Annotated in this window: 20 protein-coding genes; 10 read left to right on the top strand and 10 right to left on the bottom strand. The window is 41.5% G+C overall.

What is annotated here, in order from left to right; translation table 11 throughout:
- Positions 1-30 precede the first annotated feature (30 nt).
- Positions 31-1344 (top strand): TIGR00366 family protein, encoded by a 1314-nt coding sequence (locus EVU92_RS05005; RefSeq protein WP_130050270.1) that lies wholly within the window; start codon positions 31-33, stop codon positions 1342-1344.
- A 54-nt stretch (positions 1345-1398) separates the two neighbouring features.
- Here the strand turns inward: EVU92_RS05005 and EVU92_RS05000 are convergent, their stop codons facing one another.
- On the bottom strand, positions 1399-2415 hold the full coding sequence (locus EVU92_RS05000) for a site-2 protease family protein (RefSeq protein ID WP_130050269.1): 1017 nt from the start codon (positions 2413-2415) through the stop codon (positions 1399-1401).
- A gap of 175 nt (positions 2416-2590) precedes the next feature.
- On the opposite strand from EVU92_RS05000, the gene EVU92_RS04995 reads away from it, so the two are divergent.
- Positions 2591-3811 carry an EAL domain-containing response regulator gene (locus tag EVU92_RS04995; RefSeq protein ID WP_130050268.1) on the top strand — a complete coding sequence of 407 codons (1221 nt, stop codon included), beginning with the start codon at positions 2591-2593 and terminating at the stop codon, positions 3809-3811.
- Here the strand turns inward: EVU92_RS04995 and EVU92_RS04990 are convergent.
- Positions 3808-4872 carry a hemolysin family protein gene (locus EVU92_RS04990; protein WP_130050267.1) on the bottom strand — a complete coding sequence of 355 codons (1065 nt, stop codon included), beginning with the start codon at positions 4870-4872 and terminating at the stop codon, positions 3808-3810. The two genes, EVU92_RS04995 and EVU92_RS04990, sit on opposite strands and share 4 nt — an antisense overlap.
- Before the next feature lie 144 nt (positions 4873-5016).
- Between EVU92_RS04990 and EVU92_RS04985 the strand changes: the two genes are divergently transcribed.
- Both EVU92_RS04985 and EVU92_RS04980 read left to right on the top strand, forming a co-directional pair.
- The gene (locus EVU92_RS04985; RefSeq protein WP_130050266.1) at positions 5017-7512 is read left to right on the top strand and encodes a S9 family peptidase; all 2496 of its coding nucleotides are present in this window, start codon (positions 5017-5019) and stop codon (positions 7510-7512) included.
- Positions 7513-7677: 165 nt separating this feature from the next.
- Complete coding sequence (locus tag EVU92_RS04980; protein WP_130050265.1) at positions 7678-8382, top strand: response regulator transcription factor; 705 nt, start codon at positions 7678-7680, stop codon at positions 8380-8382.
- Between the two features lie 8 nt (positions 8383-8390).
- On the opposite strand, the gene EVU92_RS04975 is transcribed toward EVU92_RS04980, so the two are convergent.
- From EVU92_RS04975 to EVU92_RS04955, 5 genes are all read right to left on the bottom strand, one after another.
- A complete protein-coding gene (locus tag EVU92_RS04975; protein WP_130052228.1) occupies positions 8391-9902 on the bottom strand; it encodes a YifB family Mg chelatase-like AAA ATPase in 1512 nt (503 codons plus the stop codon).
- 39 nt (positions 9903-9941) lie between these two features.
- A complete protein-coding gene (locus EVU92_RS04970) occupies positions 9942-10556 on the bottom strand; it encodes a trimeric intracellular cation channel family protein (protein ID WP_054563935.1) in 615 nt (204 codons plus the stop codon).
- A gap of 436 nt (positions 10557-10992) precedes the next feature.
- The gene (locus EVU92_RS04965) at positions 10993-12408 is read right to left on the bottom strand and encodes a mannose-1-phosphate guanylyltransferase/mannose-6-phosphate isomerase (protein WP_205987918.1); all 1416 of its coding nucleotides are present in this window, start codon (positions 12406-12408) and stop codon (positions 10993-10995) included.
- 65 nt (positions 12409-12473) lie between these two features.
- Positions 12474-13247, bottom strand: a complete 774-nt coding sequence (locus EVU92_RS04960; protein WP_130050263.1) for an amidohydrolase — start codon at positions 13245-13247, stop codon at positions 12474-12476.
- Positions 13235-14377, bottom strand: coding sequence for a methionine aminotransferase (locus EVU92_RS04955; protein WP_130050262.1), 1143 nt, complete (start codon positions 14375-14377; stop codon positions 13235-13237). The genes EVU92_RS04960 and EVU92_RS04955 overlap by 13 nt, the downstream gene beginning before the upstream one ends.
- Positions 14378-14476: 99 nt before the next feature.
- Here EVU92_RS04955 and EVU92_RS04950 point away from each other — a divergent pair, with 99 nt between their 5' ends.
- The 5 genes from EVU92_RS04950 (at position 14477) to EVU92_RS04930 (ending at position 18938) form a co-directional block, all read left to right on the top strand.
- Positions 14477-15106, top strand: a complete 630-nt coding sequence (locus EVU92_RS04950; RefSeq protein ID WP_130050261.1) for a methylthioribulose 1-phosphate dehydratase — start codon at positions 14477-14479, stop codon at positions 15104-15106.
- Entirely contained in the window at positions 15103-15789 is a 687-nt protein-coding gene (gene mtnC / locus EVU92_RS04945; protein ID WP_130050260.1) for an acireductone synthase, read from the top strand. The genes EVU92_RS04950 and mtnC overlap by 4 nt, the downstream gene beginning before the upstream one ends.
- The gene (locus EVU92_RS04940) at positions 15786-16328 is read left to right on the top strand and encodes an acireductone dioxygenase (RefSeq protein ID WP_130050259.1); all 543 of its coding nucleotides are present in this window, start codon (positions 15786-15788) and stop codon (positions 16326-16328) included. The genes mtnC and EVU92_RS04940 overlap by 4 nt, the downstream gene beginning before the upstream one ends.
- Before the next feature lies 1 nt (position 16329).
- On the top strand, positions 16330-16671 hold the full coding sequence (locus EVU92_RS04935) for a gamma-glutamylcyclotransferase family protein (protein WP_130050258.1): 342 nt from the start codon (positions 16330-16332) through the stop codon (positions 16669-16671).
- 98 nt (positions 16672-16769) lie between these two features.
- Positions 16770-18938, top strand: a complete 2169-nt coding sequence (locus EVU92_RS04930) for a winged helix-turn-helix domain-containing protein (RefSeq protein WP_130050257.1) — start codon at positions 16770-16772, stop codon at positions 18936-18938.
- A gap of 5 nt (positions 18939-18943) precedes the next feature.
- Here EVU92_RS04930 and mtnA read toward each other — a convergent pair whose 3' ends face one another.
- The gene (gene mtnA, locus EVU92_RS04925; RefSeq protein WP_130050256.1) at positions 18944-19969 is read right to left on the bottom strand and encodes an S-methyl-5-thioribose-1-phosphate isomerase; all 1026 of its coding nucleotides are present in this window, start codon (positions 19967-19969) and stop codon (positions 18944-18946) included.
- Positions 19970-20103: 134 nt separating this feature from the next.
- Between mtnA and mtnK the strand changes: the two genes are divergently transcribed.
- Positions 20104-21321, top strand: coding sequence for an S-methyl-5-thioribose kinase (gene mtnK / locus EVU92_RS04920; RefSeq protein ID WP_130050255.1), 1218 nt, complete (start codon positions 20104-20106; stop codon positions 21319-21321).
- A gap of 57 nt (positions 21322-21378) precedes the next feature.
- Here the strand turns inward: mtnK and EVU92_RS04915 are convergent, their stop codons facing one another.
- Both EVU92_RS04915 and EVU92_RS04910 read right to left on the bottom strand, forming a co-directional pair.
- Positions 21379-22863, bottom strand: coding sequence for an FMN-binding glutamate synthase family protein (locus EVU92_RS04915; protein ID WP_130050254.1), 1485 nt, complete (start codon positions 22861-22863; stop codon positions 21379-21381).
- A 112-nt stretch (positions 22864-22975) separates the two neighbouring features.
- Positions 22976-24754 carry a DUF885 domain-containing protein gene (locus tag EVU92_RS04910; protein WP_130050253.1) on the bottom strand — a complete coding sequence of 593 codons (1779 nt, stop codon included), beginning with the start codon at positions 24752-24754 and terminating at the stop codon, positions 22976-22978.
- Positions 24755-24839 lie beyond the last annotated feature (85 nt).

Raw genomic sequence — 24839 nt, 5'->3', positions numbered from 1 at the left:
ATTATCGATTCGACGACAACAATAAAAACTATGCTAAATCGCGTTGCTAAACCATTCACTAAACTAGTTGAGCGTTATCTACCCGACCCGTTCGTATTTGTTATTTTACTCACCTTACTGAGCTTCATCGTTGCAAGTCTCTTTACTCCGTCAACGCCCACGCAGGTACTCGCGGCTTGGGGAGGTGGGTTTTGGAACCTATTACAATTTGCCATGCAAATGCTGCTGGTGCTGCTAACGGGCTACATGCTAGCGAGTACCCCTGTTATGCGCAGCATACTCAACAAACTTGCAACTCTCGCCAACAGCCCTGCCAAAGCGATCATACTCGTTACGCTCGTGTCTTTATTGGCTAGCTGGCTAAATTGGGGCTTTGGTTTAGTTATTGGCGCTTTGTTCGCCAAAGCAATTGCGAAACAAACCCGCGTTGATTACCGTTTACTAGTTGCCAGTGCTTATTCTGGTTTTATTGTTTGGCATGGCGGCTTAGCCGGCTCAGTACCGCTGACTATCGCAACCGATGGTCACTTTTCACAGCAAAGCATTGGCATAATAGGCACCGAGAACACGATCTTTTCAGCATTCAATATCGCCATCGTTGTGGGCTTATTTATTATTATGCCGCTGGTAAATCGCTATATGTTGCCAAGCGAAAAAGACAGCGTTTATGTTGACCTAGCAAAGCTTGAAGATGAATCACAACAAATAGCGACGCCTACCCGCCCTGCCGAAGTCATCGAGCACAGTCGCTTGCTTGGTATGGGGGTAGGTGCCGTTGGTCTTGCCTATTTATTCTATTATTTTGTGCTAAACGGTGGCGGCTTAAACTTAAATAGCGTGATCGCTATTTTCTTATTCAGTGCAATTTTACTGCATCAAACACCACATAATTTACTAAGCAGCTTACAACAAGCAATCCCCAGCGGCGCTGGTATTGTCATTCAATTTCCATTTTATGCTGGGATCATGGCGATTATGGTAAAAACGGGACTCGCTCAACAAATCTCTGAAGGGTTTATTGCCATTGCAACCGCCGAGACGCTGCCATTTTGGAGCTTTGTAAGTGCAGGGTTTGTGAATATATTTGTGCCATCAGGCGGCGGCCAGTGGGCAGTGCAAGCGCCGATTGTCATTCCAGCCGCACAAACACTTGGCGCTGATATGCCACGAGTTGCTATGGCGGTTGCATGGGGCGATGCCTGGACCAACCTAATTCAACCGTTCTGGGCACTCCCTGTGCTTGCTATTGCCGGCCTAAAAGCAAAAGACATCATGGGCTTTTGCCTTGTACAGCTGATCATCACCGGCGTGTTTATATCTTTGATGCTGAGCTTTTATCCTTAACTCAAAATTAGGAAGTGAAAAAACACTTCCTAATATTTAATATTGCAATGCTTATTAACTTGCTAAAATCTTCATTGGTAAGCTTAGGATTGCGCTTTCTGAATCGGCAAAGTGCATCATCACTGCCACATGACCTGCAACAACCAGTGCGTACATTACCGCTGAGAAACCTTGCCCATAAGTATCAAGAGGGATGAGGTGTGAGTAGTGACGTCCGCGCCACTCAAAGATAATCTCAAGTGCCCCTACAAATAAGAAGAACACAAGTAGCATCAAACCAAAGGTGTAGCTTAGCCATAAGCCAAATAACACACCTAACAAACACACACTTAGACCTATCCATGAACGCATCGAAAAACTGATACTTTTAAGTACATGGCCGCCATCTAAGGGCAGAATAGGTAACAAGTTGAATAGGTTTAACAGTGCACTGAGTACCGCCACACCAGCGAATATTTCCATTTCAGTGGCGTAGTAAAGCACGACTCCCAGTACTGAGGTAATTAAGCCAAAAGCGGGCCCCATGAGTGAGATCACCACATCTTGCCATCGCGTGGTAATTTTATCATCGGAAACGGCCAAACCACCAACAAAGGGAATAAGGTAAATACCTTTAGTTTTAATGCCAAAATATTTCATAGCACGCACATGACCATATTCATGTACAACCAAGCAAGCAATTAACATTAAGGCAAATTCAATGGAAAATAACCAAGCGTAGCCTGCCACCGAAGCACCCGCTAAAGCTGCTTTCACTACTTTTGCACTTTTGAATAATTTAAAACCCAGTGCCAGCAAACCTATAATGCCGCGTTTTGGTTCAGCTTCTTGTAACTCAGGTAAAGCAAGTTGGCTCACCTGCTGCTGGTTAACAAAAATTGCTAAGCTTTTTTCGTGCACTTTACTGGTATCAAGACCAATACGCTGCCCCTGAAAATCAAACTCATAAAGTTCGAGCTCTGGGTTATCGAAGGCAATTGCTTGTTGTTGATGAAAAAGCTGAATTAACTGTGAGCCATTTAAATGCAAAATAAAGGTTTCGTCTGCGAGACTCAGCTGAAGTCTGACCATAGTTCTTATATATACGAATAAAAAGTGCGGCCATTATACTTAGGCCTTGCAAAATTACTAATTTCCTTTAGGGACAAGGTTGTGTATTTTTTACGCTATAAAACAGGTAAAAAACATGACTAAATACCTTTTATCTACTACTTTTAACTTTAGCGTTCTTGTTCATGGAGTGAATATGGTGAAGTCAAATAGACACATTCTCGTAGTAGATGACTCTAAAGCCATCTTGATTGTTATGCATGCCATTTTAAATGAGCTTGAGGTTCCGCATATAACAACTTGTCTAAGTGCCGAAGAAGCATTAGAAAAGGTGAAAAAAGCCCCTCACTTTTTTGATGCTATTTTTACTGATCTCAACATGCCAGACATGGATGGTATGGAGCTTATTCGTCATTTAGGCTCTATGAAGTACCATGGAGCAATTGCTATTATTTCGGAAATGGATCCTAAAGTTATTGACCTTGCTGCTGATCTGGCACGTAAGCATAACGCCCACTTAATTGGTAATGTCACTAAACCGGTACAGCTAAATCAGGTTTATTTACTACTGCAAAAACTTGAGCACTTTGCTATTCATGTTGAGCGCACCAAAACCCCTATTTCTGAGTCACTGTTACTACACGCTATCAGCCATAATGAAATTATTCCGTTTTATCAGCCTAAGATTAATCGCCATGATAATCGGGTCGAAAGTATTGAGGTACTTGCCCGTATAAATACTAGCCAAGAAGAGGAAATAATCTTACCGGATCGTTTCATTTGCATAGCTGAAGACCTAGATTTAATAAACCTCATCACATTTCAATTATTTGAAAAGGCGACTAACGACTTTGCAGAAATCAAAGAGCAGTTTGATCCTAACTTAAAATTGGCGTTTAACTTATCACCCTCACAGCTCGAGGACTTAAGTTGCCCAGATAAACTCGCTTTAATACTTCACCTTAACAACTTAACACCAAGTGAAGTAATTTTAGAAATTACCGAACAGTATGCGCTCCGTAGTACTGCTCAACTTGAAACACTCAACCGCCTGAGAATGCGCGGTTTTGGTATTTCACTTGATGACTTTGGCACAGGGTTTACTAATGTTCAGCAGCTAAAAACGCTGCCATTTACCGAAATAAAGATCGATCGCACCCTGATTAGCAATATTGAAACCGACCAGTTTTCCCAAGTGATTGTTAGTAGTTTGGTGAATATAGCAATTCAAGAAGACCTTGCCATTGTTGCTGAAGGCATTGAGCGTGTGGAAGAGCTTGAGTACCTTGACCGCTACAAAGAGTTTATTTTAATGCAGGGCTTTTTACTGTGCCGCCCAAAGGCCAAAGAAGATTTTTTAAATTGGTCACTCTCATGGCGGCAAATGGTAAAAACGGCAGCAGGACACCGCCGTTAAGGATTACGCTTATCGTCACTAACGATGGTATTACTCGATGCTAAACGTTGTCGCCAGCGCTGTTTGGCGACTTTTTGCATATTAGCTGATTGATCATGCTCATCAACAATTTCAAGTCCCATTAATGCTTCAATTAAATCTTCAAGAGTAACAATGCCCTGTACATCACCGTACTCATCTACCACTAAACAAATGTGAGTACGCTCTGACAGTAAAGTCTCGAGTAATGTAGGCACATGCAAGGTTTCTGGTACCGTGTAAATAGGCTTAACGAGCTTACTAATTTTATAGTCTTCACCTAAGCGATGATAAGCCAGCATGATGTCATTTTTATGCACGAAGCCAATAATATCGTCACCATTTTTGTCATACACCAATACCCTTGAAAACGAAGACGAACCATGTTCCGACAAGTATTGGTTTACAGTTAAATCTTTATGCACTTTAAAAAGCACCGTACGTGGCGTCATTAAAGTATCGAGTTTGGCATGACGAAAATGCAGCAGGCTGCGAATGATTTCAGATTCATCTTGCCCAAGCGCTCCTGACTCAGAGCCAATATCAGCCATTGCTTCAATCTCTTGGCGGATGTAATAAGCTTCATCGTAATTACGCCCCAAAAAGCGCGTTAAGATATCTGCAAACCACACAAAAGGTTTTAAAATAAATACCAACCAAATGAGGCTCACACTAACAATGGGGGTTAATCCTCGCCAATAATTAGCGCCTAATGTTTTAGGAATAATTTCAGAAAGCACCAGTACTAATAACGTCATAATTGCGGAGGCAACGCCAACTGCTGCATCTGAAAACACCACTGCAGCTTGTGCGCCAACGCCAGCGGCGCCTGCCGTGTGCGCTATGGTATTTAACGTCAGTATTGCTGCTAAAGGTTGGTCTATATTATCTTTAAGCTTACCAACACGTTTTGCCAGTTGCGGTTGTTGCTTTCTGAGCATGGCAACATAACTTGGTGTAATACTTAACAGTACCGCCTCCATCACTGAGCACAAAAACGAAACCGCAATGGCAACAAACATATAAACAAGTAGCAATGTCACGCTGAGCCCTCTTAAAAAGTTAACCTGCTCACCATAGCAATTGAAAACCACAAGCTCAAACCCGACTGCAATCTAACGCAGAGCACTTTTTGGGTAATTTGCAGCGTGCTATATTGGTTTAAATTACCTTCAACAGGCGAAACTATGACACTTTCAACTACTTGGCTAAGCCAATCAGCCAAGCTAAAAACAACATTTAGTGCATTAGCGCTATGTGCATTAAGCAATACTGCAATGGCCGCTGCCATTGATAAATCAGCGGTGCAATTTATTGGTCCTCTTGGCGAAGATATGCAACTTAAGCCATATCAAACGGACCATCATGATGCCATTATTGCCAACCTATTACCTAGCTTACAGAAAAGCAGCAATAGCATTCGTGTATTTGGTAATGAGCTTGACTGGCAATCATTCGACAAAATTAGTGCGCTAACACTTGGTGGTTTACAAGCCCTTAAATTTACCGCCTCAACTGAGCGCTTTAGCCAAGGCTCATTAACGCTTAAAGGCATTGAAAACGCACAGCTATTTATTGATGGTGAAAAGCAAACAGAAAAGAATAAAAGCTATGAGCTAGCTTTAAGCCAAGGCGATCATCAGTTTGTTATCATTACTGAACAAGTTGCCAACTGGAATGAGGTTGAGCTTGATTTTACAGCTAAGTCTGAACTAGATGCTGTGCAATTTAGCGCTAAACAACAACACGGTTTGTCGGCTAAGCAATTATTCGATGCGCCAACGGTAAGTTATATTTCAATGGCGCCAAATGGCGATTACTTCATTACTAGCCAACGTCATTACGAAGATGCAACCGCTAATCAAGCGCAATATGTTACTGAGCTTAAAGACGCCAAAAACAACACCCTTTATCGTTTTGAGTCAGCCCAACCGAGTAACATTACTTGGAGCCCAGATGGTAAAACTTTAGTGTATCTATTAAATGGCGAGCTTAAACGTTTAAACCTAAAAACCATGCAACTTAACGTGATTGCTAAAAACCTTGCTGGTGCAAATGGTTTTCAGTTTTTTGATAACAACAGCTTAATTTTTAGTTGGTCAAAATCTCCAACAGATAATGGTAAGCTCACTAAACATTATCAAGGCCTGCAAGACCGTTGGTCTTATGCTCGTACTACATCGCAAGTATATTTACTCGATATCGCTACAGGTCTAAGCAAAATCTTAAGCCAAGGCCCGCTTAGCCATTCACTTGAAGATTTTGATGCTAAAAACGGCCACGTTTTAATGAGCCGCTCAGCACAAGCAATGCAGCTATCACCACAACCCGCAACTGAACTTGTTGAGTTAGACCTAACTACATCGGCCCTCACAGTACTTGGTCAATACAATACCTTTAATCAGGCTAAATATACTGATGACGGTATTTATGTCACTGCCGGCCCTGATTTTAATAATGGCTTAGGTCGTAATCTTCCTGAAGGAATGCTTGCTAATAACTATGACGGTCAACTTTATCTACTGAGCCGTGACGGTAAAAAAGCCAGCGCTCTAAGTAAAGAGTTTAACCCAGCTATCGGCCAGTTAAATGTGCTTGATAATGGTGATGCACTAATTAAAGTTACCGAGCGAGACACTGTGCAGCTTTATCAATTCGACTTGAGTAAAAAACGTTTTAATAAAGTGAATACGGGCTTTGATGTTGTTGAGCAAGTTAGCTATTCACACGAACGCACCCCGCGGATCTTGGTTACCGGCACCACAGCGTCAACACCTCAGCAGTTAAAACAACTACACTTAGGTAAGAATCGCGCTAAAGTATTGTGGGACTCTAAGCCAATTGGCTATGAAGATACTCAAGTAGCCTCACTGGAAGAGTTTAACTTTACTAATAAAGATGGCATTGAAATTAAAGGCCGTGTTTATCTGCCCCATGATTTAGATAGCAATAAACAATACCCTGCACTGGTTTATTACTATGGCGGTACATCGCCTGTAACACGTGGTTTTACGGGTCGTTACCCATTTAACTTATGGGCTGAGCATGGCTATGTTGTTTACGTTGTACAACCTACTGGTGCAACAGGTTTTGGCCAAGAGTTTTCAGCTAAACACGTAAACGCATGGGGTGAGTACACAGCCAACGACATCATTGACGGCACAAAAGCCTTTTTAGATAAATATAGCTTCGTAGATAGTAAACGTGTGGGTAATCTAGGTGCATCCTACGGTGGCTTTATGACCATGTTATTAGCAACCAAAACGGATATGTTCAGTGCATCGATTGCCCATGCGGGGATTTCAAATATCACCTCGTATTGGGGCCAAGGTTGGTGGGGTTACTTATACTCAGCTGAGGCATCTAAAAATAGCTACCCTTGGAACAATCCTACACTTTATAGCCAACATAGCCCTGTGTTTCATGCTGACAAAGTAACAACGCCGTTATTACTACTTCACGGTGACTCAGATACCAATGTACCTGTTGGTGAAAGTCACAATATGTACACGGCATTAAAATTATTGGGTAAGGATGTTGAGCTGATTGAGTACAAGGGTGCTGATCACCAAATATTTGCTCGCGATAAGCGCTTTGATTGGTGGAATACGATGTTGGCTTATTTTGATAAAAACTTAAAAGATCAGCCACAATGGTGGCAATATCTTTATCCTGAAAAGTAGTTTAGTTATTTAACTGGGCACTCGTTGAGTGCTCAGTTTTCCCTCTATTTAAAAAACGCTAAGCTATTAAATTGTAAGAAATAGTTACAAACTTCGCCATGACACTTCTCAGCCTTTGCCATACAGTGCTAACATAACAACAAATCAAGTGTGAAATTAAAGCGAATGACTATTCAAGTTTTATTGGTTGAAGACGACGAATTACTCGTTAAACGCATTCTTAATCATTTTAAAGAAACTGAGTTTAATATTGAGGTAGATTCAACGGGTGCAGATGCACTAAGCATTGTGCAATCACGTGCTTCGTCTAAAGAAGCAATTTCTCTAGCAGTTATCGATATTGTATTACCAAAGCGCGATGGGCTGCTTCTTGCCAAAGAACTTAACGCCTTAACTGATATTGGTGTTATTGTACTGTCTAGTCGTGACTCGCAAGCTGACCGTATTGCCGGACTTGCACAAGGTGCCGATGACTACATTTGCAAGCCAGTTGACTTACTAGAACTTGAACTAAGAATGCGCGCCCTTTTTAAACGTATAAAAGGCTCACAGCATGATGATGAAAGTGAAGAATTTATAGAATATTCCGACTTTAAACTGCACCCAGATAACCGCACATTGATCACTCCTAATGGTGAAGAGTCTCGTCTTACAGAGGCAGAGCACAAGGTACTTATTTGTCTTATTGCAAATGCTGGTAAGGCCACATCACGTGAAAAAATTTCCGAAGAAATTGGTCAACCTGACTGGAGCCCAAGCGATCGTACCGTTGATGTACTTATTGGCCGCTTACGTAAAAAGTTAAGCGATGAAAAAGACCAAAAACGTATCGTTACCGTTCGCGGCAAAGGCTACATGCTGTCTATTTAACAAGCTTGCTAATACTGCGTTAGTTGGCTAATTAACCGTTCAAAGGCGCGATAATTCAGCGCCTCTTTTAATTCGTTTAAGGTAATTGAAGGCTGCGCTTTTAAGTCGCTAATGGTACGCGCAACTTTAATAACACGATGATACGAGCGGGGTGATAAGGCCAGTTTTTCACTGGCTTTTGCTAAAAAGTGTAGCTCAGCAGTTGCAAGCGTACAATGTATGCTCATTTCTTTATTATTCAATCGCGCATTCACTTTACCTTGTCGATTAAGCTGAATTGTATAGGCTCTTTCGACTCTGGCTCTCACCTGTTCACTACTCTCTTCCACTTGCGTGCTCTGTAATTGGCTACTGGTAAGTCGCGGCAGCTCAATTTGTAAATCAATCCTATCGATAAATGGCCCAGACACCCGAGATAAGTACCGCAGAACTTGATCTGGTGTTGCACGTTTATCGGTATGACTTCCTGTGGGGCTAGGGTTTAATGCGGCGATTAGCTGGAATTGCGATGGAAATTCCATTTGTCGTGCCGCTCGCGATATAGTCACCACGCCCGTTTCCATTGGTTCACGCAGTGAATCGAGCACTTTTCTTTCGAATTCGGGCAGCTCGTCTAAAAACAGTACGCCATTATGAGCAAGGGAGATTTCACCCGGCTTAGGGTTCGAAGAACCACCGACTAGGGCAACTGCAGAGCAAGTATGATGAGGGTTTCTGAAGGGGCGTTCACGCCAATTAGATAAATCAACCGATTGACCAATAATAGAATATAACGCGGCAGTACTAATTGCTTCATCATCGGACATAGTTGGCATAATCGTTGGCATGCGCTGGGCAAGCATTGATTTACCAGTACCTGGAGGACCAAGAAACAGCAAATTATGGCCACCAGCGGCAGCAATTTCGAGCACTCTTTTTGCGCCAGGCTGGCCTTTCACATCGCTTAAATCGAGTAGTGAATCACGCTGCGACTGCTGTTCTGGATAGCTAATATTAAGTGGTAAAGGTTGCTGATTTAATAAGTCATTCCAGACATCTTGTAAGGAGTAAACGGCTTTTCGAGAAACGCCCGACACTAGGCTTGCGAGGTTATCGTTTTCCGCGGGTAAGAAACAACAGCGGCCCAGCTCTTTTGCTCCCAATACCGATGGTAAAATAGCGTTAACCCCTCTTACTTCACCATTTAAAGCCAACTCTCCGTAAAACTCATATCGATGTATATCAGGGCAGTTTATTTGCCCAGAGGCGACTAAAATACCCACAGCAATAGCCAGATCAAAACGACCACCCTCTTTAGGCAAATCGGCAGGCGCAAGGTTGACGGTTATACGTTGGTCAGGAAAACCAAACTGTGAGTTTTCGAGAGCACTACGCACTCTGTCTTTCGACTCTTTGACTGATGCCTCTGGCAAGCCAACGATATGAAAAGCTGGCAAGCCATTTCCTAGGTGTACTTCAACAATTACTTCAGGGGCTTGCACACCTACTTGTGCACGTGAAAATATTCTAGCTAAAGACACAATCCATGATGTCCCTATCATTAATCCTTAATACTAAGCTTAGTCGGGATATTTAAAAACGTGAAGTGTAAGTTGCCACTTCATTGCCGCTAAACGAAGCGATAAGGTCATTAGCATTGCTAAAATCATGGCTACTTCGGTTACTAAACCAAGCGAGATACTTAATGTATAAACGATGCCACCAGCAATACAAGCAATAGCATAGAGCTCACCTTTTAACAGCATCGGCATATTTCCAGCAAGCACATCACGGATAACGCCACCAAAACAGGCTGTTATTACACCCATAATAATCGCCGTAGTGTCTGGCATACCTGCAAGCATGGCTTTTTGTGTGCCCATCACCGCAAAAAATGCCAAACCAAATGCATCTGCAACTTGCAGCGCATTAAGTGAAATCGAGCGCTGCTTATTGATTAAACGAGTGGTGACAAATACAGACAATAAAATAGCCCAAAAGTAGCTTTGATCATGCAGCCAAAATACAGGAACATCTAAAATAACGTCGCGTACTGTACCACCGCCAATAGCAGTGACTGTGGCTAACACAACAACCCCAAAGCCATCCATTTTTTTGTTGTACGCCAGTAGCGTTCCTGAGACAGCAAACACGGCTACGCCGAATAAATCAAACCAATGGTAAAGTTCAGTCATGTTTGTAACTAAAGAGTATTGTTAGTGTCGTTGTAACATAAACTTTTCAACCTTTTAAGCAAAGTTGTAATAAAAATAGGCTCTGAAAATTGATCATTATGTAATGCTAGCAGCTTAACGCCACTATTTAAGTACCAATAAATAACTGCGATTCGTTATCGAGTGCCGAAGAATAGATACTGTGGATACAGTAAACTCATAACCATCAAACGGTTTAAACCTGCCTGTGATTAAAACCACATGAGGCCTTGAAGAACTTGCAGAATATCAAAAATGACACTTTGCGATAGACCATCATCAATATTGAAAATTTGAGATGCAGGCCAAGCTGAAGGTAAAACATATGCGGTAAAAAGATATACTCCAATTCACGATAGCCACGCTATCTCTATCAAAAAGCAATTCTCTCGATCTGCTTAAAACTTATAGCTTTCAGCTAGCCTCTCCCATACCTGTCATCAAATCGCTCGATATCGCATTCATCAAGTATTGCACCAGTTTGCACTTCAATAACGATCAGTGGCGTGCTTTGTTGATTAGCAAGACTATGCAATTGCTTAGCGGCAATATAACAAGATTGATCGGCTGTTAATTCAAATTCTTCATCGCCAACTCGTACACTTGCGACACCAGATACTACAACCCAATGCTCTGCACGATGCTGATGGCGTTGAGTTGAGAGCTTTGCGCCACTGTTGACGATTATTTTCTTTACCTTAAAACCAGTACTTTCAATTAAAGTTCGATAGTTTCCCCAAGGTCTAAATACGGCTTGATGGTGAGTCAATTTATCACTATCAACTACAGCAAGCTGTTTAAGTAAATCAGGAAGCTTATCGAGCGAGCTTTTGTCTGCCACTAAGGTGGCATCATGAGTATGTATAATTGCTTTATTACTGACGCCGAGCGCCGCAATGGTGTGATCTGCTTCACTTATAAGTAGATTATATTCACTATCTAAACTCACTCCTTGCGAGCCCAGATAGTTACCATGATGGTCTCTTTCAGCGATTCTCGATAATGCTGAAAAGCTGCCAACATCACTCCAAGTTAAATCAACAGGAATAACTGCAACGTTAGCACTACGCTCCAAAATAGCATAATCAATAGAATCACTTGGACATGCTGTTAGCTGATTCACAACAGGCCTTTGAAACCCTAAGTCTTCAGTAAAGCTAGCCGCTTTTGCGACACTTTGTGCAATCTTTGGCGCAAAGCGATTAAGCTCGTTTAAATACACTTCTGGCAGAAATAAGAACATGCCGCTATTCCAGCCATACTCACCACTGGCAAGGTATTTTTTAGCTAATTGCAGGGCTGGTTTTTCTTTGAATTCAGCCACCTTAAAGCAGCCTTCCTGGGCTAACTGCTCACCTTGGCGAATATAACCATAGCCGGTATGTGGCTCAGTAGGTGTAATTGCAAAAGTCACTAATTGTTGTTGCTGACAAAGCGCTATAGCCTTATTTAAGCATGCAATAAGCTTATCAAAATCACTTATGTGGTGATCAGCTGGCATCACCAATAAGGGATCGGTTAGGCCATTTTGCAATGCAAATTCAGCTGCTAACGCAATCGCTGGCGCGGTATTTTTACCTTCAGGCTCGAGCAGTAACGTATAGCTATCTGTGATTTCTGCAATTTGCGCTTTAGCGATAAAACGATGCTCTTCATTGCATACTAAAATTGGGGCATTAAATCGTGAGTCAGCCACTCGTAAAAGCGTGCTCTGTAATAGTGACTTTTCGCTAAGTAAAGATAAAAACTGCTTAGGCATCGCTTTACGCGACAAAGGCCATAAACGAGAACCTATGCCACCAGCAAGAATAACGGGGGTGATTTTGCGACTCATGATTGCTTATAGTAAATAATCCAACCATGAGTTTAACAAATTTTTGAGTATGCGGCTTCGAGCAATTACAGTAACTGAAATTGATCAGCATCTAAGTGAGCAGGAAACGCTCTTCGAAAATCATCAAGCGGTGATTTTTCTAAGCGCTGAATAATGATACCCGATTGGTTATCCTCCAGCTCAGCCAAGGTATCACCTTTATAGTCATATACAGCAGTGCCTCCGCTGTGGGCAACATCATTACCATCAGCCCCAATGCGATTCACACCTACGACAAAGCAAAGATTTTCCATCGCTCGTGCTTTTAGAAGGGTATCCCATACATGGCGACGAGCTGCTGGCCAATTCGCTACGTTGATCATCACATCGTAATCGTTGCAGTTTCGCTGAAATACAGGAAAGCGTAAGTCGTAACAAACTTGCGGTAAAATGCGAAAGTCATTAATCGTAAATATCTCACGCTGCTTACCCGCTACAACAAAATTGCCTTCGTTACCTAAGCAAAATAAATGACGTTTGTCGTAATACTTTACTTCGCCATTTGGCCAAACCCAATAAAAGCGATTGGCCTTTTTATCACCTTTTGCGACTAAAACAGAGCCTGCAACCACAGCATTTTTTTGCTTAGCTGTGGCTTTTAACCAGCTAAGTACCTCGCCTTGTTCTGGTTCGCTGCAATCTAGATTAATCGCAAAACCAGTAGCAAATGTTTCTGGTAAGACAATTAAATCAACTTGCTCTTTTAAGCCATTAAGCTGCTCTGTAAAGTGGGCAAGGTTAGCGCTTTTATCAAGCCAATGCAGTGATGACTGCACTAAAGCTAAGGTTAAAGTTGGCATAAAATCTCCGCGGCACGTTTTAATGTGTCATCATTTTTTGCAAAACATAAACGAATCACCTTATCGCTGCTTGTACTGTTATAAAACACACTGAGTGGTACAGCTGCAACACCCGCTTGCTCAACCAGCCATTGGCAAAACTCAACATCATCAAGATCAGACACATCACTATAATCGAGTAGCAAAAAATAGGTGCCTTCACTTGGTAAAATTTTAAAGCGACTGTGTGCTAGTGCTTCGCTAAGTAAATCGCGTTTTTGTTGATAAAAAAGGCTCAGTTCATCAACATGCTCAGGCTCTAACTCAAGCATATCGGCTAGTGCATGCTGGGCAGGCGTAAAGCTTGAAAAAGTCACGTATTGGTGAATTTTACGAAACTCCACCATTAGCTGAGCAGGCGCAACACAGTAACCCATCTTCCAGCCAGTGCTGTGAAAGGTTTTACCAAAACTTGAGATCACAAAACTACGTGCAAATAACTCAGGGTCGGTCAGTGCGCTTAAATGCAAAGCACCATCAAAGGTAATGTGCTCATACACTTCATCGCTGATTACATATAAATCATGCTTAGCAACAAGCGCTTTAAGGGCGTTAATATCTTCTGTTTTAAAGATTTTCCCGCTTGGGTTATGTGGCGTATTGATTATAACTACACGCGTTTTGTCTGTAATGACATCGGCTACGGCTTGCCAATCGATTTTGTAGTCTGGCGCACGCAAGGCAACGTGAACTGAGAGACCGCCAGCAAGTTCAATTGCTGGTTGGTACGAGTCATAAGCGGGGTCAAACACCACAACTTCATCACCCTCTTTAACAAGCGCTTGAATTGCTACAAATAATGCTTCTGTTGCCCCTGAAGTGACAGTGACTTGTTGCTCGTAGTTTATGTTGTTATGGTATTTTCTAGCAATCAGAGCAGCTATTTGCTGTTGTAGCTTTGTAACCCCACTTGAAGGCGCATATTGATTTACCCCTTCAAGTACATAGTGATTGAGTTGTTTTTTTAACAAATCAGGTGCATCAAACTCAGGAAAACCCTGAGATAGATTAATAGCTTGGTACTGATTTGCCAGAGCGGTCATTTGACTAAAAATACTAGTGCCTAAATTCGGCAATTTACTTTCAAACACAGAGGTTCCTTAAAGATGGTTTTGCGCCCAAAGCGATGCTATCATTGCTTAAAACAGATGTATAGCCGTCTAAATAACTTTTAGAATGTCGAGGAATATATGCACAACAATACCGCTATTTCAGAACTAATTGAAGCTGGTAAATGGGTAAGCCAACGTGGCTGGGTCCCTGCTACTGGTGGTAACTTTTCAGCCCGCACTGCAAGCGGTTATGTTGTCACGGCAAGTGGCTTCGATAAAGGTCAACTCGGCACTCATGCATTTATCGAATTTGATCATGAAGGCAATCGCACCAAAGGCTCTGGTAATCCATCAGCAGAAACTGAGCTACATCTAAATATGTATAAGCTAATCCCATCTGCTAAATTTGTTTTGCACACTCATTCTGTCGCAGCAACCGTGCTATCTCGTGTTATTAAGGGCCATACTATCAACTTAAATGGCTACGAAATGCAAAAGTCTCTAAGTGGTGTTAAATCGCATTTAGATACGCTAAGTATTCCAATTTTTGATAATGACCAAGACATCGACCGTTTAAGCTTACTTGTTAGTGATCATCACCTTCACACCCCTATTGAGCATGCTGTATTGATTCGTGGCCATGGTTTATATGTAGTAGGTCGAAATATCAAAGAAGTACTTCGTCATTTAGAAGGCTTAGAGTTCCTATTTAGCTGTGAACTTGAGCGCTTAAAACTAGAAGGTATTCAAGCCGGAGTTCAGCCATGATCAAAGCGATTTTAACCGATATTGAAGGCACGATTACCCGAATCTCATTTGTTAAGGACGTATTATTTCCATACGCGGCTGGGCAGTTACCTGAGTTTGTAAAGTCACATCAAACAGACCCAGAAGTAGCAGCCCAAATTGAGGCTGTTAAAGCACATATAGAACAACCAGAAGCCGATATCGAGACGGTTATTAAGCATTTAATTCATTGGATTGAAACAGATCAAAAAATTACCCCACTCAAGCAATTACAAGGCTTAATTTGGCAAACGGGCTACGAAAATGGCGATTTTACTGGCCACCTTTACCCAGATGCTTATGACTTTTTACAAGCCCAAAAACAGGCTGGCAAAAGTTTATATGTCTACTCATCAGGCTCTGTGAAAGCCCAGCACCTGATTTTTGAGTTCTCTGATTATGGTGATGTGAGACCTTTGTTCAGTGATTACTTCGACACTAAAGTCGGTGCAAAACAACAACAAAGCTCTTATGAGAATATTATTGCTGAACTGCCTTTTGACGCTGAAGAGGTGCTATTTTTAAGCGATGTGGTAGCAGAGCTTGATGCTGCAAAAGCGGCAGGTCTGCGAACGCTTCACCTTATTCGAGATGGCCAAGAAGCAAGTGATATCCACCCATATATTAACGATTTCACAGCATTCAGCGCGGAGCTTTTAGTATGAGTCAATTAACTATTTTTAATGATACAAACGCAGATAACATACTGTTTCATAGTGAAGATTTAAGCGCTATTGCTAGAGAGCTTAATGCAGTTGGCGTTCGCTTTGAGCAATGGCAAGCAACTGCAAAGATTGATCAGGATACCAGTCATAACGCTATTTTAAGTGCCTATGCTAACGATATAGAGCGTCTTAAAGCAGAGGGTGGTTATCAAACAGTCGATGTTATTTCACTTGCCAAAGGTAACCCCAATGCCAGCGAGTTACGCAGCAAATTTTTGTTTGAACATACTCATAGCGAAGATGAAGTACGTTTCTTTGTAAAAGGCCAAGGTTTATTTTGCTTACACTTAGGCGATAAGGTGTATCAAGTGCTTTGCCAACAAGGCGACTTAATTTCAGTACCAGAACTCACACCACATTGGTTTGATATGGGCAGCGACCCTGAATTCACAGCAATTCGCTTATTCAATAATACCGAAGGTTGGGTCGCTAAAAGCACTGAGTCAACCATTGCGACCAACTTCCCACTGCTGGATTAACATGGAAAAGCTATTTTCGTACGGTACCTTGCAGTACCGACAAGTTCAATTGGATACCTTCGGGCGCTTGCTAGAAGGTATTCCTGCGACATTATCAGGGTATATCATTGGCGAGGTCGAGATCACCGACGAAGCAGTTCTTAAAAGTAGTGGCCAGCGTTTTCACCCCGCTTTAATCAAAACGGGCAAACAAAGTGATACGGTTAATGGCACAATTTACTTAATCACCGAACAAGAGCTTGCTCAGGCAGATGCTTACGAAGTTGACGATTATCAGCGCATTGAAGAAACATTTCAGTGTAGCAACCAAGCTTGGTTATATGTTGCTAAAAAGAGCCTTTAATTTACAAAATTAAAACAAAAAAACCCAAATAAAGAACAAAAGCTGTTATTATTCTCCCTCATCAAGATCATTACTAATTATTAGTTAAAGGACTAAACATGGGGTCGGCATTTTCACCCTTACGCGATACTGTTATTTATGTGGGTGAGTGGCAATTTAACACACAGCAGCAAACCATCAGCGATGGCACTCATACGCGCGAACTAGAACCTTTACTTTATAAACTATTATGCTTTTTCATTACCCATAATGATCGCATTATTACTCGCCAAGAATTAGTTGAGAACATTTGGCAACAAAGCTTTGTTGATGACAATGCCATCAACCGTGCAATCTCAGAGCTAAGAAAAGTACTCAAGTCAGAAAAGCAACCTGGGCAAACCATTAAAACCCATTACCGCAAAGGTTACAGTTTATTTATTGAAGTTAAGTCTCTTGATCACGCTGTGAGTACAGAACAGCTAAAAACAGAAAATGTAATAACAGTAGATAAAGACGCTGAGACTCAAGTTAATACAGCCAACATTAGTCCACAAAAAGATCATACTTCACGCTGGCCGTGGCCTTTTGCAGCCTTAGTATTGAGTTTATTGCTTGCTGCTATTTGGTTGTTCTTACAACAGCCTAAAGCCACTACTGAAGAGCAAAGTGAAGTACCTCATTTAGACCTGCAAGCAGAAACTATTTCATGGCATAAAGGCACACACTATCGCTTAATGCTCAATCAAGACAAAACAAAATTAGCCTACATACTGCAAAATGATACTGATAATAAGTACCTTTATGTTGTCGACTTAACCACTAAAAAAGAATATGTGATTGCCTCTGGCAATATCTTTTTACAGGGTTGGTCTGAGGATGGAGAACGATTATTTTACGGTTCCTGTGAAAACAAAGACTACAGCGATTGTATCACTTGGCAAGCAAGCAACCTGTTATCAAGTGAAGCGTTAATAAAACCACGTATTAACCAATCTTTACTTAATTCTCAGCCAAGTCAGTACATCGAAGTGGGTGATGTCGCAATTTCAAGACGTAATAATTACCGTGGCTTAACTCATTTATATGCTTTATATGCACAAGATTTAAAAACCGGTGAAGAAATTCGCATTAGCACACCCAATATCACTGGCACTGGGGACTTTATTTTAACAACTATTAAAAACCCGAGCCGCATCATCTTCGAGCGCCATAATGTTGGCCAAGTAGAAATATACATGGCGAATTTAGATGGCAGTTCACTTAAACTTTTAACGACGAACGATTACCGAGCTTGGGCTGCAACTTATGATCAGCAAACTAACTCTCTTGTTTGGTATAGCCGCGGCACCTCAACTATTGAATCATTCTCTTTTGATAGTATGAGTCGACAACCCGCTATAAAAGCGCCAGTAAAGCGAGCAAACTATGCTTACCCGTTAAGCAAAGAAAGTGTTTTGATCAGTACTGACCTTCACGATAAAGATGCCGCAATATTTGACCTTAATTCAAAAACAATGAGTTACATCGCCACAGCGAATAAGCACGAAGACGACTTAGTCGCATTAGCCAATAATGATGTGTACTTCTCTGACTTTGAGTTTGCAGAACACCAACACTGGCTCAGAAAAGCAAACCAATACATCAATATAACTGGCAAAATTGGTGAAGATAGCTCAGTAATTGCAGTAAATAGTGACAGTAGCCGACTTGTTAGCTTTAATAAAACCAATCAGCAATTAACATTATTAAATGCAGCTGATTTCTCAGAAATTAAGCACTGGACACTTCCTGGTAGTACCAAGTTGGCAGCTATAAGAGGTAACAAGATTGCCGTGCTATATACCGATCTTAGCAATCAGCTAAATCAAATAATGATTCTTCACACCAACAGCGATGAAGTGATCAAAAGTACTATAGATACACCTCTAGCTATCGCATGGTATGACGATACACAGCTGATTGTTCATTCTAAATACGATAAATACCTGCTTTTAGACAGCGATAACAATACCTATAGTGAGCTGACTACACCAGACAAACTAACTGAGTTAAAGCCTTCTATTGTGTCGATGGCAAGTAACCTACATAGCTTGTATATCGCCACTGATACTGAAGTTTTCAGCATTAATTTAGCCAAAATGCAGGGCGTTGAGTCAATACTTCAAATGAAGCCTTCTCACTATATATCGCGCCTTAATGCTAAAAACGACAAGCTGGCAGTGACCTTCTTAACTGCCAACAATCAAAATAGCATTGAGCTCTACACTAAAAAAAGCGCTGAATAAATCCGCTATTTTAACTGCTTTAAAATACCTTGCTCGATATCTGCTTGGTTATAAACCCCGGTATCGAGCACCCAACCTGTTACTAAGTTAGCCGGTGTTACATCAAAGGCAGGGTTATAAACCTGTGCATTAGTCGGTGCCCACATTGCTTCACCAAAACTACCACTAACACCGCGCACTTCATTTACACTGCGCAGCTCAATTTCAATGTCATTACCACATATCGTTTGCGTATCAAGTGTCGTGAGTGGCGCTACAACATAAAATGGAATGTTATGGAAATGCGCTAACACAGCGAGGTTATAAGTGCCTACCTTATTGGCAAAATCTCCGTTTGCAGCAATACGATCTGCGCCCACAAATATCTTATCGACTTTGCCCGCAGCCATTAAACTGGCCGCCATGTTATCGCAAATCAAGGTGTAAGGAATTTGCCAACGCTCGAGCTCAAAAGCAGTTAAACGACCGCCTTGCAGTAACGGTCGTGTTTCATCAACCCAAACATGAATATCACCATAGCGTTGCTGCGCTTTATAAATAACGCCTAGTGCAGTGCCAACACCCGCAGTCGCTAACGCACCTGTATTACAATGGGTTAAAATGTTGTCGCCTTTATCAACCAAGGCAGCACCACGTTCAGCCATACTATCGCAAAGGGCAATATCTTCTTTAAATAACTGCTCAGCTGTAGAGACAACAGCAGCAACATAATTCGTCTCTGCAAGCGCTGCACGTAACTTGGCCATACAGTGCATAAGGTTTACCGCTGTTGGGCGGGTTGCTTCAAGTTCATCAATGGCAGTAGAAAGTGCTGATTGACTCATGCCCTGCTCAGCTAAATGTGCAACCAATAAGCTAGCACCTAAGCCGATTAAAGGTGCGCCCCGGATTTTCAAAGTCAGAATCAAATCTTTCATCGTTTCAACATCGTTACATACATGCCAATGCTGTTGATGTGGCAACAAATACTGATCAAGCACGGTTAGCGTACCTTGCTGATATTTAATACTGCTCGCGATGAGATCTTGCATACAAAATCCAGATAACTAATTTAGATGAGTCGTTATTTTACATCAGTTTTGAGAACTAACAAGCTGGATGTATAGACATCTAAACGGTTACAGGTATAGAATGCTTAAAGTTAATTGTATTACGAGATTAAGCCATGGCTAAATATACTGCCTTCACTGCAGAGCATGCTGTTGATTACATTAAAGAACTTATTGAAAGTAAGCGAATTTCAGTATTCACTAATGATGCAAAGCTTAGTGCATACGAATTTGGCGACGGAAACTTAAACTTAGTTTTTCGTGTTGCTGATCAGCACAACAATAGTGTAATTTTAAAACAAGCACTTCCTTACGCCCGTTGTGTAGGTGAGTCATGGCCGTTATCTTTGGACCGCGCACGCATTGAAGCCGAAGTATTGATTAATCATGGTCAGTTATGTCCAGAGCATACAGTGGCGATATTGCATCATAATGTAGAACTGGCTTTAACTGTATTAGAAGATTTAGGTGAGTTACAAATTTTACGTGGCGCACAAATCAACGCAGAGCAATTTCCATTATTGGCAAGTCATGTTGCGCTCTATTTAAGCCGAACAGGCTTTTATAACTCAGACTTTTACTTATCTGCTGAAGATAAAAAAGCCAAAGTCAGTCAATTTATTAATCCTGATTTATGTAAGATCACAGAAGACTTATTCTTTACTGATCCGTACATTGAGCATGAGCGCAATAATTTCCCAGCTGAGCTTAATGAGCACGTCGAAAGTATTCGTAATAATGATGCTTTAAAACTAGCAGCAGCAAAATTAAAAGCTAAATTCTTATCTTGCCCACAAACTTTATTACATGGTGATATGCATAGCGGCAGTATTTTTGTTGATAGCAATACCACCAAAATGATCGATCCAGAGTTCGGCTTTTTTGGTCCTGTTGGTTTTGATATCGGCTCATTTATGGGTAATTTGTTACTAAATTACTGCGCCCAAAACGCCCGTATCACAGAACAAGCAAAACGCCGTCAGTATCAAACCCATTTATTAACTTGCTTACAAGACTGTTATAGCCAATTTGAACAACACTGGCTAAACCTAGCAAGTAACGAAGCAACTGATATTAGCTTTGCAAATCGCGCTTTTAGCGAAGATTACTTACAACAAGTACTGCGAGATGCGATTGGCTACTGTGGCGCTGAACTTATTCGCCGTACTATTGGTTTAGCCCATGTTGCTGATATCGATGGAATTGAAGATGAACAAGCGCGTTTAGCAGTACAACAACAAACACTTGTACTCGGCGAGCAACTGATGCTCAATGCCACAAGCTGTAATAATAAAGACGAGTTCTTTTCTTTGTTAATCAGTTTATTAAACTAATAGTCAAAAATTTAAAAAGGCGCTCAATGCGCCTTTTAATTATTCAACCCAACTAGATTATTTATTGTAGTGCTCATACATTTTATCGAGCGGTTCTGATAAGCCATTTTCTTGTACCACCCGCACATGCTGACGAGCCAGCTCTCTGGCACTTGATACGCCACACGAATGGGCTATAAGCCCTGCGCCGTAATGAATGTACTTATTATAGTTAGCAACACGCTGGGCTTTGTCTGTTACATCCAAGCCTCGTTGTAAGCGTTCATTATGCGTAGTAATGCCGGTTGGGCAGGTATCTTTATTACATTGCAATGCTTGAATACAACCAAGCGAAAACATGTGACCACGAGCTGAAACAATAAAGTCAGCGCCCAATGCCAATGCCCAAGCAACTTTAGATGGTACAATCAACTTACCCGAGGCAATCACTTTCACTCGCTCTCTAAGCCCATGTTTCTTCAATAAATCAACAACCAAAGGTAAGCTTTCTCGCAGGGGCAACCCCACAGAATCCATCAAAGGCTGAGGGGCAGCGCCCGTACCACCATCGGCACTATCTATTGTGATAAAATCTGGGGCTGATTCAATGCCACGGTTATTAATTTCACTGAATAAGGTTTCGAGCCAAGTGTATTCACCAATCACCGCTTTGAAACCTGTGGGTTTGCCCGTGGTATTGCGCACCATGGCGACCATATCAAGTAGGTCAGCTGGTGATTTAATCTCAGGATGACCATTTGGACTAATTGAGTCTTGCCCTTCAGGAATCCCCCGAATTTTTGCGATTTCTGCAGTCACTTTACGTCCCGGCAACATACCTCCCTTACCGGGTTTTGCGCCTTGGCTCATTTTAATTTCGAACATTTTAACTTGTTCGTGATCAGCAATTGCTTTGAGTTTTTCGGTGCTTAATTTACCGTGCTCATCTCGTACACCATATTTTGCCGTGCCGATCTGAAACACGATATCAGCACCACCTTCAAGATGATAAGAGCTTAGCCCGCCTTCACCTGTGTTCATCCAACAGCCAGCTAATTTAGCACCTCGAGATAGTGCTCGAACAGCCGGCTTAGATAGTGCACCAAAGCTCATGCCTGAAATATTAAATAATGCATTTGTGGTATAGGGTTTAGGACAATAAGGTCCTAAAGTGACTTCACTAGGATCGAGCGCCTCTTCATCTAAGGTAGGAAACGCGCAATTCATAAACATTACGGTTCCTGTCGCTTCAAGACTCTGAGTTGAACCAAAGGCCGTCGTACGGTCAACATTCTTCGCAGCACGATACACCCAACTCCGCTCTGCACGGTTAAAGGGTAATTCTTCTCTATCCATAGCAAAGAAGTACTGACGGAAAAATTCCCCCTGGCGTTCAAAAAAGTAACGAAAGCGGCCAATCACTGGGTAGTTACGGCGAATAGCATGTTTAGATTGCGTTACATCACTAATGTAAAAACACACAATCACTAGCAAAACGATGCCTAATGCAAAAATAAATAAACTGGCAAATACATCGATACTAAAAATTATAAAATCACTCATCCAAGGCCCCTTTGTGAAATGACATCTATCAAATCATATAAGTTGTTTATATTAGGTGCAATAAACAAAAAAGGCGTGATTTAAATCACGCCTTTTCGTTTCTTTTATGCCGCTATGCTGCTCGTTTGGCTAACTCAGCTTTAATATAAAGTTGAATTTGCTCTTCAAGTACTGACATTGGCACTGAGCCATGACGTAATATTTGATGATGAAATTCGCGAATATCAAAATCTTGACCAAGCGCTTGCTCAGCTTCGTGGCGTAAACGTTTAATTGTTAACTCACCAATTTTGTATGACAAAGCTTGTGCAGGCCATGAAATATAACGGTCGGTTTCGGTCTTCACATTATGCAATGAAAGCGCGGTATTTTCGCTCATAAACTTCATCGCACGCTCGCGGCTCCAGCCATACATATGCATACCTGTATCAACCACTAAACGAGCTGCACGCCACATTTCATAGGTCAAACGACCAAAGTCACTGTATGGGTCTTGATAAAAACCCGCTTCGATACCTAAAAACTCTGAATATAAGCCCCAACCCTCACCAAATGCCGATAAATAAGCATTACGGCGATAACTTGGCAGTGACTCAAGTTCCGCATTAAGTGAGATTTGCAAGTGGTGCCCCGGAACAGCTTCGTGCAAAGTTAATGCTTCAAGAACATACAATGGACGCTTGTCTAACGCATAGGTATTAACCCAATAATAACCCGCTTGGTCATCGCGACGAGAACCTGAGTAACGGCCAGTTGTATATTTAGGCGCAATACTCGCTGGCACTGGCGCAACACCATAAGGCATTCTTGGTAAGGTGTGGAATAACTTAGGTAATTGAGCATCCATTTTCTTAGCGATGTAAGAGGCTTCTTTTAGCAGTTCTTTTGGTGTTTTTGCGTAAAATTGCGGATCAGTACGTAAAAAGTGGACAAAATCAGCAAATGAGCCTTCAAAACCTACTTTCTTAATAATTTTTTCCATTTCGGCACGAATGCGTGCCACTTCTTGTAAACCCAGCTCGTGGATTTCTTTTGGCGTCATATCTGTGGTGGTATAGTATTTAGCACGGTTTTCGTAAAACGCTTTACCGTTTGGCGTACTAGAAATACCAATGTCTGTTCGTGCACCTGGCTGATATTCATTATTAAAGAAAGTTAAGTAACCTTGATAAGCCGGAATAACCTGCTCTTTAATGATAGTTTGCGCTTGCTTTTGCAATGCTGCAAATTCGCTGTCACTAATACCTGCGGTATTTTTTAAAAATGGTTTGTAGAATTCTGACTCTGTTGCATCATCAACAATATACGCAGTAATTGAGTCTTGATACCCTTCTAAAACAGCCTTAGGTTGAGTCAGCCCCACCTCAAGACCCTTGCGCATCCAACCAATATTTTGCGAAAAATAGCGAGGAATTTGCTGTAATTTAGCAAGATATAGTTGGTAATCTTGTTCTTTTGTGTAGTCAGAGCTTGAAATCATAAATGATAAGCTAGAATGAAACCCATACTCAGACGTTAGTGGCATATAATGCGTGTTAAACACATATTCATCGACACTATTTTGCACTTGACCACGTAAAATAGTTAGGTTGATGCGGTTTTCTTCAGATAATTTATCACGGTCTATAGCATCTAAATCGGCGAGTAACGCTGTATTTTTCTTATATTTTTGCTCTAGAAACTCTGCTGATAGGTTTTCTAATAAATAACCATCTACGCCATTTTCTTTACCATATGGACTGATACTTTGACGGTAATTAACAATATTTTCGGCTACTTGAGTAAATTGCTGATCAGCATCAATATTTGTTACCTGGCAAGCGCTTAAAGTACAAGCTAAAGCAACCGCAATAACAGAACGGTTTAAAGTTCGCGACAGTGTTTGTTTCATAGCATTCTTTTTAGTTTTAATCAGTATTGCTAAAGTAGCGCAGCACTGACTAAAACCCAAGCAAATGCGACCAAGCTCAGTTTAA

This window comes from Pseudoalteromonas sp. MEBiC 03485 (genome assembly GCF_004195145.1).
GTDB classification, from domain to species: domain Bacteria; phylum Pseudomonadota; class Gammaproteobacteria; order Enterobacterales; family Alteromonadaceae; genus Pseudoalteromonas; species Pseudoalteromonas apostichopi.
The sequence above is the reverse complement of the archived record's forward strand: the minus strand, read 5'-3'. Positions and strand labels throughout refer to the sequence as shown.